Source organism: Pseudoalteromonas sp. ND6B, from assembly GCF_000764215.1.
Taxonomy (GTDB): domain Bacteria; phylum Pseudomonadota; class Gammaproteobacteria; order Enterobacterales; family Alteromonadaceae; genus Pseudoalteromonas; species Pseudoalteromonas tetraodonis.
The window spans coordinates 14,185-28,041 of the sequence record NZ_JQFL01000010.1 but is presented as its reverse complement, the minus strand read 5'-3'; the positions used below and the strand labels follow the sequence as shown (position 1 = coordinate 28,041).

At 38.9% G+C, this 13,857-nt stretch carries 9 protein-coding genes, 8 tRNA genes and 1 pseudogene; 11 read left to right on the top strand and 7 right to left on the bottom strand.

Translation table 11 applies throughout. The annotated features are described in order from the left end of the window. Window positions 1-210: 210 nt before the first annotated feature. A tRNA-Val gene (locus tag ND6B_RS16080) sits at window positions 211-286 on the bottom strand. Between the two features lie 766 nt (window positions 287-1,052). On the opposite strand from ND6B_RS16080, the gene ND6B_RS16085 reads away from it, so the two are divergent. The 8 genes from ND6B_RS16085 to ND6B_RS16120 all read left to right on the top strand — a co-directional run bounded on the left by ND6B_RS16085 (window position 1,053) and on the right by ND6B_RS16120 (window position 2,790). Then, a tRNA-Ala gene (locus ND6B_RS16085) sits at window positions 1,053-1,128 on the top strand. A 36-nt stretch (window positions 1,129-1,164) separates the two neighbouring features. Continuing rightward, window positions 1,165-1,240 (top strand) — tRNA-Glu (locus tag ND6B_RS16090). A gap of 143 nt (window positions 1,241-1,383) precedes the next feature. Then, a tRNA-Glu gene (locus ND6B_RS16095) sits at window positions 1,384-1,459 on the top strand. An 85-nt stretch (window positions 1,460-1,544) separates the two neighbouring features. Beyond that, window positions 1,545-1,620, top strand: a tRNA-Glu gene (locus tag ND6B_RS16100). A gap of 93 nt (window positions 1,621-1,713) precedes the next feature. Next, window positions 1,714-1,789, top strand: a tRNA-Glu gene (locus tag ND6B_RS16105). Between the two features lie 86 nt (window positions 1,790-1,875). Next, window positions 1,876-1,951, top strand: a tRNA-Glu gene (locus ND6B_RS16110). A gap of 180 nt (window positions 1,952-2,131) precedes the next feature. Next, window positions 2,132-2,207: transfer RNA gene (locus ND6B_RS16115), tRNA-Glu, on the top strand. A gap of 316 nt (window positions 2,208-2,523) precedes the next feature. Then, window positions 2,524-2,790 (top strand): DksA/TraR family C4-type zinc finger protein, encoded by a 267-nt coding sequence (locus ND6B_RS16120; protein ID WP_024602991.1) that lies wholly within the window; start codon window positions 2,524-2,526, stop codon window positions 2,788-2,790. Between the two features lie 90 nt (window positions 2,791-2,880). Here ND6B_RS16120 and gloA read toward each other — a convergent pair whose 3' ends face one another. The 4 genes and pseudogenes from gloA to ND6B_RS0118960 form a co-directional block, all read right to left on the bottom strand. Beyond that, window positions 2,881-3,282 carry a lactoylglutathione lyase gene (gene gloA / locus ND6B_RS16125; protein ID WP_024602990.1) on the bottom strand — a complete coding sequence of 134 codons (402 nt, stop codon included), beginning with the start codon at window positions 3,280-3,282 and terminating at the stop codon, window positions 2,881-2,883. 54 nt (window positions 3,283-3,336) lie between these two features. Next, entirely contained in the window at window positions 3,337-4,368 is a 1,032-nt protein-coding gene (locus ND6B_RS16130; protein ID WP_033102714.1) for a serine hydrolase domain-containing protein, read from the bottom strand. Window positions 4,369-4,487: 119 nt separating this feature from the next. Next, window positions 4,488-6,398, bottom strand: coding sequence for an aminotransferase class V-fold PLP-dependent enzyme (locus tag ND6B_RS16135; RefSeq protein WP_013465293.1), 1,911 nt, complete (start codon window positions 6,396-6,398; stop codon window positions 4,488-4,490). A gap of 219 nt (window positions 6,399-6,617) precedes the next feature. Then, window positions 6,618-6,836 (bottom strand): annotated as a pseudogene (locus ND6B_RS0118960) (endonuclease III); the annotation flags it as partial. Window positions 6,837-7,142: 306 nt separating this feature from the next. On the opposite strand from ND6B_RS0118960, the gene ND6B_RS16140 reads away from it, so the two are divergent. From ND6B_RS16140 to ND6B_RS16150, 3 genes are all read left to right on the top strand, one after another. After that, entirely contained in the window at window positions 7,143-7,484 is a 342-nt protein-coding gene (locus tag ND6B_RS16140; RefSeq protein ID WP_008109362.1) for a DUF4258 domain-containing protein, read from the top strand. Between the two features lie 9 nt (window positions 7,485-7,493). Next, window positions 7,494-7,937 carry a helix-turn-helix domain-containing protein gene (locus ND6B_RS16145; protein WP_033102712.1) on the top strand — a complete coding sequence of 148 codons (444 nt, stop codon included), beginning with the start codon at window positions 7,494-7,496 and terminating at the stop codon, window positions 7,935-7,937. A 741-nt stretch (window positions 7,938-8,678) separates the two neighbouring features. Next, window positions 8,679-11,678, top strand: a complete 3,000-nt coding sequence (locus ND6B_RS16150) for a Tn3 family transposase (protein WP_081844645.1) — start codon at window positions 8,679-8,681, stop codon at window positions 11,676-11,678. 169 nt (window positions 11,679-11,847) lie between these two features. On the opposite strand, the gene ND6B_RS16155 is transcribed toward ND6B_RS16150, so the two are convergent. Next, window positions 11,848-12,285: a MerR family transcriptional regulator gene (locus tag ND6B_RS16155; protein ID WP_008110853.1), complete on the bottom strand. Its 438-nt coding sequence runs from the start codon at window positions 12,283-12,285 to the stop codon at window positions 11,848-11,850. 113 nt (window positions 12,286-12,398) lie between these two features. Continuing rightward, complete coding sequence (gene merA, locus ND6B_RS16160; RefSeq protein WP_008467329.1) at window positions 12,399-13,838, bottom strand: mercury(II) reductase; 1,440 nt, start codon at window positions 13,836-13,838, stop codon at window positions 12,399-12,401. Window positions 13,839-13,857 lie beyond the last annotated feature (19 nt).

The window sequence follows — 13,857 nt, the reverse complement described above, 5'->3', positions numbered from 1 at the left end:
GGACTTGAACCAGTGACCCTCGCCTTGTAAGGGCGATGCTCTCCCAACTGAGCTAATCACCCACATATAAATTAAAACGCTACTATTAAAATAAATAGTACTGGACTTTAACCAGTGAACCTCGCCGTTATTTGTAAATAACGATGACACTCTCTTATTCCTAACTGAGCTAATTACCCATATAGAACTTAGATACGACACATTAGAATGTGGTGGGTGATACTGGACTTGAACCAGTGACCCTCGCCTTGTAAGGGCGATGCTCTCCCAACTGAGCTAATCACCCGCATCTAAACAACACCACATTGCTGCGTTGTTGTGGGGCGCTATTATAGATAGACTTGTAAATGTGTCAACACTTGAATGATAAAAATGTGCTGAATGAAGCTTTTATAATCAATGCAATGTAAATAGTGTTCACTTTATCAGCAAGGTAACATAAAACGAACAATAAGCAGCTTTGGCTAGGGGTTAAAATAACTATATTTATATTCACTAGAGCGAGTTCTGTTGCTTTTTAAGGATGAAAATTAATTCAATTTAGTGGTAATTGATTTGCCGAGTCAGGGTTGCAACCAAGAAATCAAAGTAAAGCTTTCTAGTTCAGATCATCCTGCCTATGTTATTCAATTGTTTAAACCACTCAAATTAGCAAGTTGTTTATCGCTTAGCATAGTTAAGCTTTACAATTAGCATTTAATAAAATCCAGCTAGGCTATGATGGAAGTAGGCCCGTTTTAGGAGAAAAGCAGTGATAACTCAATTTGCATATAAATGTATACCTTTTGAGTCCGATGTGAATAGGTGCTTTTAGTATTATAGGGTCGTTATGCTCAACTCAAACTTAAATGTGGCACACTTAACGAAGCTCATTGTTACTAAGTAGTATGAAAATCTACTTTTTAGCATGTATGATAGCCAGTTTGTTGAAAATTAAACCATTTAAATAATGTCGCACAAAAAACTGTTGACTTTATTTTGGGGGGTGCATAGAATGCGCCCCGCACTAAGCGATACACGACGTGGTTATCACAGAGCGTATTGAATAAGTTGGGGCTATAGCTCAGCTGGGAGAGCGCTTCGCTGGCAGCGAAGAGGTCTGCGGTTCGATCCCGCATAGCTCCACCAATTTTTAGTGTTTGTCCTAGGGTAACAGTTTTCTGTGTCCCCATCGTCTAGAGGCCTAGGACACCGCCCTTTCACGGCGGTAACAGGGGTTCGAATCCCCTTGGGGACGCCACTTAACTTTTTAGTTAAAGGCGGTTTTACCGAGAAAATAGCGTAACACATAAAGCTCGAGTCTTTATTTGTACTATACGCCATTACCTTAAGAGCTCAGGATGTGAGTTAAACTAATCAATCGTCCTAGTGACACTTTTTAGTGTCCCCATCGTCTAGAGGCCTAGGACACCGCCCTTTCACGGCGGTAACAGGGGTTCGAATCCCCTTGGGGACGCCACTTACTATTATACAGTAGGGTAGTGTTATTAAAGCTCGTCTGAATCGAGTCTAAACTTTCAGTTGTCCTAGTGACACTTTTTAGTGTCCCCATCGTCTAGAGGCCTAGGACACCGCCCTTTCACGGCGGTAACAGGGGTTCGAATCCCCTTGGGGACGCCACTTACTTATTTTGAATAGGGAAGTGCAGTGTTATTAAGCAGCTCGCCTGAAACGAGTTAAACCATTCAGTTGTCCTAGTGACACTTTTTTAGTGTCCCCATCGTCTAGAGGCCTAGGACACCGCCCTTTCACGGCGGTAACAGGGGTTCGAATCCCCTTGGGGACGCCACTTACTATTATATAGTAGGGTAGTGTTATTAAAGCTCGTCTGAATCGAGTCTAAACTTTCAGTTGTCCTAGTGACACTTTTTTAGTGTCCCCATCGTCTAGAGGCCTAGGACACCGCCCTTTCACGGCGGTAACAGGGGTTCGAATCCCCTTGGGGACGCCACTTACTTATTTTAAATAGGGAAGTGCAGTGTTATTGAGCAGCTCGCCTGAAACGAGTCAAACCATTCAGTTGTCCTAGTGACACAGAAAATGTTTCTGAGAAGATAATGCTATTCGCCTCGCAGGCTCGGCTCATCTTACGCAGAAATAGCAAATCAGTGATTTGCAAATTAATTTCTGCGTCCCCATCGTCTAGAGGCCTAGGACACCGCCCTTTCACGGCGGTAACAGGGGTTCGAATCCCCTTGGGGACGCCACTTACTTACTTTAAGTAATATATACAGCAGTGTTACACCACACACTCTATCCGCAAATTTAAAAAGAGTGAAAATCTCTTGATACGCCACCTACTATTCATTAGTAATATAGCTTTTAATAAAAGTATCTAAAATCAGTTTACCTACATTTCCATCACTACTTCAAAATTATTCAGTGAAGTTAAAATCTCAAAATTAAATATTTTATATAATAACTCCTAAATTTTATTAGCATCTTCCCCTTTCTTATATTCAGCTTAAATAAACTTCACCTATGTTAGGTTACATATAAACGTCCAAATAAATAGGAGGTTATATGGCAAGTGGATGGGCACGCGATGGTGCAATTCAAGATCAAATCGACGCCAGCGTTAATGATGCTGTGCAATATGCTAGAAGTAACTTAGTTTCTGGAGCCAGTGCCGAGCTATGTGAAGAATGTGATGAACCAATACCACAGGCACGAAGACTTGCGTTACCAGGTGTTAAGTATTGTGTAAGCTGCCAAGTTGAACTAGAAGGTAAAGGCGCACTTTCTAAAGGGCTTAATCGGCGTGGCAGTAAAGACAGTCAGTTACGATAAAAAGGTGCATACAGCACCTTTTTTAAAATTGTATCAGAGTTAAGCTTAAATAATTAAAAAGCCGCTTAGTAAACCTATTAAATATATTTACTAAAATTTATTCATATTTTCTTTTTTCTGAATAAGTTCAATTGAGTAGCCATCTGGATCTTTTACAAACGCTATTTCTGTTGTGCCACCCTTTACTGGACCTGGTTCACGGCTTACGTTACCGCCAGCGGCCTTGATATCAGCACAGGCTTTATAGATATCATCAAACTCAATCGCGATATGACCATAGGCATTGCCTAAATCATAGCTGTCGGTATCCCAGTTATAGGTCAGTTCAAGCACTGTTGTGTCAGTTTCATCACCGTAGCCTACAAAGGCGAGGGTATAGCGGTACTCTTCGTTATCAGCACGGCGTAACTCTTTCATACCAAGTACTTGAGTATAAAACGCAATTGATTTATCTAGATCTGCAACCCGTAACATGGTGTGTAGTAAACGCATTTAAATCCTCTTTAAAATTCATATAAATTTTTATAACGCAGCTAGTTTTAACTACTATTGTTGCGCAGTTACAATATCAATAATCCGATTATAAATTATTTCTGTGAGCATCACAGTATCATCGCCATTAGTATTTATAAACTGCACAACGACTGTATCGATATCTTTATAATAACGAGCAATGCTTGAATACCCTAATACCCACCCCGTGTGTTCATACTTATAAAGTGATGCATACAAAGCTTGCTCTTGTTCGTCGAAAAAAGTGCCTTTGTTTAAAGCAAAAATAAAGTCGCCTACATCTTGTGCGGTTGCCACATAGCCTTGATCGAGTGCTTTAAAATCATTCTCATAACCTACGTAGTAACCACTCATCAAATCTACTAAATTGATTTCATGTACAGATGAAAACGTATGCGTTAGGCCCAGTGGCGTTAAAATTTCATCTTTAATATATTGGTTGTGATCATAACCCAGCACGTTTGACATAATTTTTCGCAGCAACAAATAATTGGTATTAGAATAGCCATAGTCAGCATCAGGGCTAAAATCAGCGGGTTTATCGAGTACTAATGCAAGTGGGTCAGGGTAGGTGATTGACCAATCGAAATTATCGGTGTCTGTGTAATTGGGTATGCCACTTTTGTGTTTTACCATCATTCGCAATGTAATTTTATCTGCGTTTTCAATGCGCCCAATTAATGATGGAAGATAATCAGTCAGTGTTTTATCTATTTCAATACGTCCAGCGGCTGAAAGTTTGGTTAAAGCTGCTGCATCATATAACTTTCGAATGCTGCCAATTTTAAAAAGTGCATTAGGGTATGCGGGTATTTTTTGCTCTCGATCATGCCAACCATTTGCAAAATATTCAGGTTGCTGTCCTTGTTTATGAATATAAACAATAATGCCATCGATTCCTTGTTCAATAGCCTCTTGTGTTTGTGCTTGAACGTTAGCGGGCAGTGGGTAAAAGTAATATAAAGCAAACTGCCAAGGGGCAAAAATGTATATGCTAGTAAGAGTAACAATGAGAGCTGCAATCCGCAGAAGTGTAAGCGCTTTTTTGTTCTTCAATTGTATCATTGCATTCTGGCTTCATTTATTTTTGGAGTATGAGGATCAGCTTTTTACTCTACTAAACAGCAATATCATGTGATATTGCTGTTTAGTTATGAGGAGTTCGACTGTATTAAAGTATATCTTTACTTATTAACTTTGCCCTTAAGAACATAGATTTCACCATCAAAACTCCCTTGAATCGTCAAACCTTGTCCTGCTAGCTCTTTAAGGTACTCTATGTGTTCCTCTGTAATATGCTGGCCAGGCACCAAAAGCGGAATACCTGGCGGATAGGGGGTAACTAAACCGGCACAAATACGGTTGTTACTTTTACCGATAGGCACAGATTCGCGCTCGCCATAAAAAGCATCACTTGGAATACAGGCTAAGTCTATAGCTGGTAGGTTTTCAGGCAAGCGAGATCGTCGCGTCGATTTTGACAACTTCACTTTACCGCTGTCGAGTTTTTTGAGCGCATTATAAAGACGAATTATTTTTGAGCGCGTGCCGCCAAGGGTGAGTAATACCAAAATGGTACTGTGGGTGTATTTTTCTATTTCTAAGCCAATTTCATCCAGCAGGTATTTATGAATATCCTTTAACGAATAAGGTAATTCGCTAATGTCGATGAGAATTTTTAGCGGATCGTGACCCATGTTATCACCACTGAAGTGCGGAAATATTTCCATAAAGTCTTGCTTACCTAGTACTTTAATTTGTTTGAGTGAAGCCATCTGTTGTTTAAATTCTTCCACATGGTTCAACAAAGCATTGAGTAACTTATAGCCTTCCATCTCTAATTGCTTTTGGCACACATCAAGCGACGCGATAAGCTGATATTTTGGCGATGTACTGGCGTAAATACTGTAAATCTCACGAAAGAAATCAGCATCGAAATCAGGGTCGTTAACATGAATATAAGACGCTTGAGAAAACGCCGATACCACTTTATGCGCCGAATGAGTGACGTAGTCAGCGCCAGCATGAATGGCGGAATAGTATCGTAGGCTTGGATGAAACAGCGAGTAAGCAAACCATGCCTCGTCAATAAATACTTTAATACCATGTTGATGGGCAAAATCGACCACCTGTTTCAGATCGCTCAGTAGGCCATCGTAAGTACAACCGGTGAGAACCAGCAATTTTGCATCGGTATTTTGTTCTATTGCTTGTTTTATATCAGCCAACGACGGCGGCGCAAAAATGCCATATTTAGGATTTAAAATACTCGACAAATAAACAGGTAAACTCGCTGATTGCAAAATGCCATAGTGCACAGATTTATGACAATTGCGGTCGATGATCACTTTATCGCCCTTACGCAGCAATGTCTGCAAGATGATTTTATTTGAGGTAGACGACCCATTGGTAACGAAATAGGTATGCTTGACTTCAAACGTCGCCGCTGCTGACTCTTGCGCACGGCCAATGGTATTAGTGCTATCTGACAATGAACCTAACGAATCAACAGAAACCGACAGATCGCCCACGAACACATTACGACCATAAAACTGATAAAAATCTTTAATATAAGGAGAATTTCTAAAGCTCGAGCCGCCACTGTGACCTGGTGTGTGCCAAGAATCGTTTGCTTCGCCAACATAGCGGCGGTACGCAGTCCAAAATGGGGTCTCTGAGCGGTCATCGAAATCGTTGATCATATAGCCTAAAATTGCTTCAGGATCAGAAATTACCTCATCTTTAAAAAAGAAAGACTCAATCTCCTCCGACTCATTAACGATTTCAAGCCCCTTCGTATCATCGCCAATAACATAAACAGGCAGCTCAAGGCGGATCCCTTTTAACTGCTCGATAAAGCGACTATAAGTGCGTTCGCCAACCTTATTTTGCAAATCCCAGCTAAGCACTACAGCCTGAATATCACCATCTTCCTCTACAATGTCCAACGCTTGTTTTAGCTCAAGACGCTCAATAATATCAATATGAATATCATCTCGCTCAAAATTGACAATGGTCTTCGATAGATTCGTTGAAAGCTCTTGTAAGGTGACTGGATCTTGCTCAATTAACAAGATACGAAGTATTGGTAGCATAGGAATTCTCGTAATAAAATTTCATAATGCTCAACAGCATAACTAAAGGATTGACGCTTGTGAAATTAATACTTTGAAAATGTTACAATAATTTCTTTTCGCAGGGGCAGGTATAAGCGTTTATTTAATTAATTTGTACTATAGAAAAGTCAAGGTGCCTAAGTTTGACACCTGCATTAAGAAATAGAATGTATTGGTAGAGGAACACTCGCCATGTAGCTACTCAGTTTTATCTTTAAACTCACATAAATCTTCAATAATACAGCTGCCGCATTTAGGTTTTCGCGCTACACAGGTATAGCGGCCATGCAGTATAAGCCAGTGGTGAACATCGACTTTAAACTCTTTAGGCACTAGTTTTTCGAGCTTCTTTTCTACTTCAACAACGTTCTTAGCTACTGCAAACTTAGTAAGGTTTGATACACGGAATATGTGCGTATGTCGGCCACCCAAAATATAATGAACGTAGAACGAAAATACTTACTTTTTCAAGACTGCTTTGAGTGATGAAGAGACGGTCACGATAACTTTATGTAATTAGTTTTATTCTGCAAAGCCGGCCATCGGCTAACTCGTATTTGCCCCAAGACGAGTTAGGAAAGAAACTCATTCTTCTGCTGAAGGTGGTAGTGGGTTGTTTTTTGCTTACGGCGATAGTAAGTTCGTTTAGAGTTTTTTCAAGTAATAGTTGACAATACGTTGCCTTCCTATCAAAATGATAGGTATCAGATTGATAGGTGGTTCATGGTTGAAAATAATCCACAAGGCGTTAAAGAATTTCCTCTTACAGAGGGAACAGCCAGAAAAATAATGAATGATCTGGCAGAGAACTATACCCACAGGATTCGATGGAGCAAGCATGTTAAACAACGCATGCATGAACGAGGGGTTACTACAGCACAAATTATTACTCTACTTAAGAGTAAACATTCGGTGTTCAGAGAGGGTCCATACCCTGAGGCCTCTGGAGATTGGAAATTTAACTTGAAAGGTTTAGCAGCGGGCAAAGTTATTGAGTTGACTGTTGCACTTAAGAATCATCATGACAGTCCTATGTCAGTTCTAGTAACTGTATGGATAGATTAAGAGGTTGATATGTACCATTATACTGAAAGCGGTTTATCAAACGTGTATCTAAAAAATGGTGTTACCGTTGAAGAAATCGATGGTGAAGAATATACAAGTATTGATGATATGAACGGACTTCATAGCGCAATAGCACAGGCTGTTGTAGACAGCAACAGACCTCTTGCGTATGAGGAATTTAAATTTTTACGTATTGAAATGAATGTTTCTCAAAAAATGCTTGCGACACGTTTTGGTGTGGATGAACAGACAATTGCACGTTATGAGAAAGGTCAAACAAAAATTCCACGTACTACAGATGCGGCTTTAAGAGCTTTGTATATGGAAAGCCAAGAGAAAAATAATCCCGTAAGTTATTTTCTTGATTTACTGTCGGATACTGAAGCTGAGGAAGCTGCAAAAGTAATTCGCCTAGAAGAAATCGAAAACCATTGGGAAGAAGTAGAAAGCTAAGCCTTAAACCACTCAGCCAAAAAGCCGACATTAAGTCGGCTTTTTGGCTTCTATTCATCTTAAAGCAATGCTAGATAATTTGTGGTTCGTATTTCGTACTAATTTATATGAAGACACGATAATACGATCATCATCGTCATTATTAGTAACTCGTTTTTGTCCAGCTTCGAGTTAGTCGAATCTGGGCTGGCACATTTTTGCCCCTTTTCGAGTTAGCAAATTGCATATTTTGCAAATTGGTTTTGCCCTATAATAAGTTAACGTAATTACTCTAAGAGTGGCTTTGAGCGAGAAGCGGTCGTTGCAAAGTAAAACTTAGTTCTGTGTTGATGACATGCATTGCCTCGATGAGCTTTGTCAGCCTGAGCCAGACATAGAACAATTATTGCCTTGGAATATCAATATCTAGGTGATGATCACCGGACGTTTACAATCCTTATTAGGGGTTTTGCGCCCATCCCCTCGAAATTAACCTTAGCTTGAATTTTCACGCTTAGAGTAACTTTTCGTACCATTGGACTTCACCCCTTGAATAACACAGTTTGTATTATTTAGCCCATCCCCTCGAAATCGGCATTAGTATTCTTAAGTAATAATACACAGTGGTAAACTATCTTATGAAAAGTTTACCACTTTAGTCGCTTAAATCGGCTTTATGGTAATGTTAAGCAGTTGACTGGTAAACATTAACCTCATTGATTAAGGTATGCTGATTAAAAATAACAAGAAAGGCTTACCACTATTTCTTCATCAAACACCAAGCGTATACAAATTCTCAGCGAATCAGAAATCAACGAACTCTATGCCTTACCCAATTTTAACCGTAAAGATCGTGATGATTATTTTTCGTTAGATAGTGAAACTCAAAGGCTCGTCAACGAATTAAGACGTATTGAAACCAGAGTGTATTTTATCTTACTGCTTGGTTACTTTAGGTCACGGCCAATAGTATTTAATTTCTCATTTACTCAAGTCAGTAATGATTTAGATTATGTAAGATCCAAGTATTTCAGCGATAAAGATATGTCTCTTGAGGATTTATCACCAACAACAAAAACTAAGCTGATTAATAAGTTATTAAAATATACAGGGTTTACAGCATACCAAAGCAAGTTAGATAAAGAGCCGCTATTAAAAAGGCTTAACGATGTTGTAAAAATCAACCTTGAACCAAGGTATGTTTTTGATGAATGTATTGCTTATTTTGGTCAAAACAGAATAGCGCTAGCTGGTTATACAACGCTGCAAGACACTATTTCTACGGTATTATCAAATGAGCGTAACCGAATTGAAATGGTGCTGCTTGATAGTTTGTCTTCAGGTACCAGAAAAACATTACTTAAATTACTTGAGTCAAATAATACCTTTACTGACTTAGCCAAGTTAAAGAAAATGGCTAAGGACTTTTCAACGAGCCAAATCACCCAAGAGCTGAAGACGCATAAAATTATACGCTCGCTTTATCCAGAAATTAAGTCACTGATTGCTGAACTGGAGCTATCACCTAAAAATCTTGAATACTATGCTTCACTGGTAAAGCACAAGTCCGTTTATAAGCTTAGAAAACACGCAGATAGCCAAACTATTTTATATCTCGTTTGTTACTTGTTCTTCAGGTACCGAGAGACTAACGACAATCTTGTTGCTGCATTTATTTACTTGGTAAGGAAGTTAACCGAATCAGCTAAAGGCTATGCAAAGCAGCGTATTGTTGAAGATGTAACCATTGTAAGAACCAAATTAAAATCCGCTGGTAGTTTATTAAAGTACTTCATCGATACCGATATGGACGATGATTTAAGCTTTGGTGATGTACGTAAAAAAGCCTTTGAATTGATCCCTGCTGACAGTATTAAACTGTTAAGTGATCACTTAGATAATAACGACTTTGATGGCCGTCAGTACGAATGGCAATTTATTGATAAACAATCCAGTAAAATTAAAAAACTTATCCGCTCATTATTTATGTCTATCGATATTGAGTTCATTCATTTAAAGGATGAACTCCATGAGCAGTATGTTATGGCACATTCTGAACTTAGTGAATTAAAGGCTATCCAAACCATTAACATCGATGTGGTACCTAAACATGACCGAGAGTATTTAGAGGGAGAAAATACCAAATTAATTGCTAATCGATTTGAGTATTTCCTTTATCGTAAAGCCGAACAATTATTTCACAGTAATAGCTTAACGGTGAAAGAAAGCGTTAATAACCGTAGTTTAACGTCAGATCTTATACAACCTAAAGAATGGCAGCAAAAAGAGACAATCATTGAAAACACTGGCCTTGATAAGCTGGCAACACCGATTAACCAAACACTCGCAGATAAGAGCCAACAATTAGAAGTTAAGCTGAAGGAAGCAAGCGAGCATATCTTTAGTGGTGATAATAAGTATGTTGAGTTTATTCCTGGCAAAGCCGAACTCAAGTGGTCAATTCCTAACAGCCGTTGGCAACAAACAATTGAAAACCCGCTCTACAATCAAATTCAACACATGGGTATCGTTAAACTCATGTTGTTTGTTGATCAAAAGACAGGTTACTTAAATTCATTTACACACATATCAGCAACTAAAGAAAAATCACCAGTAAATAAAGAAGATCTGATCGCCTGTATATTGGCAAACGGCACCAATTACGGCCTATATAAAATGGCGAATATCTCTGACCGTTCAATGGGTAAATTACGCAGTGTAGATGATAGTTATGTCAGATATGAAACACTCAAAACGTCTAATGATCAGGTTTCTAATGCTATAGCCACGTTGCCAATATTTGCCTATTACCATGTGGACGATAATCAGTTGTTTTCAAGCATTGATGGTCAAAAATTTGAGTGTCGCATAAATACGTTTAAGGCTCGGTATTCGTCTAAGTACTTCTCCAAAGGTAAAGGTGTTTCAGCATTAACATTGGTTTCTAATCATGTTCCGGTGAGTACGCAAGTCATTGGCGCTAACGAATATGAAGGTCACTTTGCTTTTGACTTACTCTATAACAACTCTTCAGATATACAGCCTAATACCTTATCGACCGATACGCATGGTACCAATAATGTTAACTTCGCTATATTAGATTTCTTTGGTTACACATTCGCCCCTCGATACGCGAAAATGAAAAAGGTGTTTTTTGAGCTATTTGAAGTGACTGAAGAGAACGGAGGCCGTATTCAATTAAAGAAAGATATTAATCATAAGCTAATTGCTGAAGAATGGGACAATATTCAGCATATTGTTTGTTCATTGAGTCGTAAAACCACCACTCAAAGCACAATCATTAGAAAGTTGAGTAACGGCAAGAGCCGAAGATTGTCAGCATTGCATGAGTACGACCGTTTAATTAAATCTATTTATGTTTTGGAGTATGTTGATAATTCAACGTTGCGTCATTACGTCCAGCAAGCCTTGAACAGAGGTGAAGCATACCATCAGTTAAAACGTGCTATTACTTCAGTTAATGGCAATAAATTTCGTGGGGGGAATGATTACCAAGTATCACAATGGAACGATTGTGCTCGACTCATTTCAAATTGCATTATTTATTATAATTCCGCGTTACTATCGGCATTTTTACAAATCCAAGAGAGGAACGGTAGGCAAGATGTGGTTGATGTTATTTCTCGGCTTTCACCTGTTGCTTGGCAACACATTAATCTAAATGGGGAATATGCCTTTAATAAAGACCGCAAAGAAATCGACTTAGCTGGTTTACTTAGTGATGTAGAATCAATAAGTTAAAGAATGCCATCTGTTTGTATTTCTAATTCAAAAGGTACTGCGCATCAAAGTGCCATTAAAAATTGGAGGTGTTGATATTCTATATGCTTGATATATACAAGCTAACATTGATAGAAAACAGATAAGCTAACAAGTTTTTAGTCGAGCCATGAACTGTTCTATAATTGTTCTAATTGCAAAACTCTTCAATTTGGTTTGTTACTAGATTTAAAAATACTTTTCTATGCTCGATTTTAGTAAGTAGCAGCTTTTGGATGTCTTCAGGAACTTTTCTTTCTCCTGCATCTATTGCCATTAGTAATGGCTTGATATCAACTACAAGAAGACCTGCCGCCCTTGCTGCTCGAATGAACTTTAATCTCTTTAATGCACATAAGCCGTAAAGTGAATGGCCTGACTTAGTTTTTTCTTCGCAGTGTACTAAGTTCTCAAGAACATAATTTCTTACCGTATGGACAGATGTTTGTGCAGCTAGTGCCAGTTGAGAAATACTCAAAGGAAAATCCAACGCATCATCATCACTACTAATGAACTTATTGATGTCAGGTATCTCTGTCAAAAAACTGACTTCACCAACAGGAATGTTTTCAACCTTAGATTTAATCATGATTTAGCATGCTTCCAATTTGTGTTGTTAATGGAATGCCTTAAGATATCTTGATTACATTCAATCAATTGGCACTCCATTAACATTTCTGTAAGTACATTACCGTTAAATGATTACCCTGCGCAGCAAGATAGCTCTTTAACGTCTTTGCTAAAGGTTTGAGCGCATAACTTCAATCCTTCAACCATCGTCAAATACGGAAATAGTTGACCTGCCAATTCTTCGACTGTCATTTTATTATGAATAGCAAGAGCCGCACTTTGAATCAGTTCTCCGCCTTCATGGGCTAAAATTTGTGCGCCTATCAGTTTTCCCGTGGATTCTTCAGCTACCAACTTGATAAAACCATCCGTTTCAAAATTTGCTAAAGCTCTTGGTACGTTTTCCATATCAAGTACACGACTTATCGTATTTATTCCTACCGCTGAAGCTTGTACTTCGGTTAGACCTACCGTAGCAACTTGTGGGTCGGTGAATATAACAGCAGGCATGGTAGATAAGTCGAGTTGCGCATTTCCACCTGTCATATTAATTCCAGCCCTACTTCCGGCAGCAGCAGCAACATAAACAAATTGTGGCATATTGGAGCAATCTCCAGCGGCATAAATGTTAGCTGTTGATGTTTCCATCATACTATTAACAACAATGGCACCACTTTTATCTGTTTCAACACCAACATTTTCTAAACCAAGCTTTCCAGTATTTGCATGGCGACCCGTAGAGATAAGCAATTTTTCAGCGATTAATGTTCCTTCGTTAGTTTCCAATGAAAAACCATTGCTATCATAAGAAACATGACTTGCTTGCGTATTATTAAGTACCCTAATACCTTCTTTTTCAAAGCACTCTGCCAGTTTTTCACCTAATAACGGATCTTCAGCATATAAAAGGGTATGTCTGGCTAGAATTGTCACACGGCTACCTAAACGGGCATAAGCTTGCGCAATTTCCAGAGCAACAACGGAGGAGCCGATGACAACTAGACTACTCGGTAACTCTTCTGCAAATAAGGCTTCTGTTGATGTCCAATAAGGTGTATCAACTAAACCCTTAATTGGCGGAATGCTTGGTGTAGAGCCTGTTGCAATTAAAATGCGATCTGCAACCAGCTCTTCTTCACTACCATCAGACTTGTGAACTAGCAAGGTATTTTGATTTTTAAAACGTGCATAACCTTTAAGTAAAGATAGCGCGGGATTACTCTCTAAAATACGTTGATATTTAGCATCGCGTAGTTCTTCGACGCGAGCGTTTTGCTGATGTGCTAATAAGGAGCGGCTAAGTTGTGGCTGAATATTTTCTAAACCATCAAACGGGTTAGTACGTTGCTGATGCGCTAATTGCGCAGCACGGATCAATATTTTTGAAGGAACACAGCCGACATTTACACAGCAACCTCCGATTACATCGGCTCCTTCAATGATAGTAACTCTTGCTCCGCCTTCTGCTGCTTTAATCGCACTGGCAAAGGCCCCTGAACCACTACCAATAATGGCTACATGTAATTGTTCTGGCTGGATGTCATTTGACGAGCAACAACTATTCGTTGACATATTTTATTCCTCTTAAAAA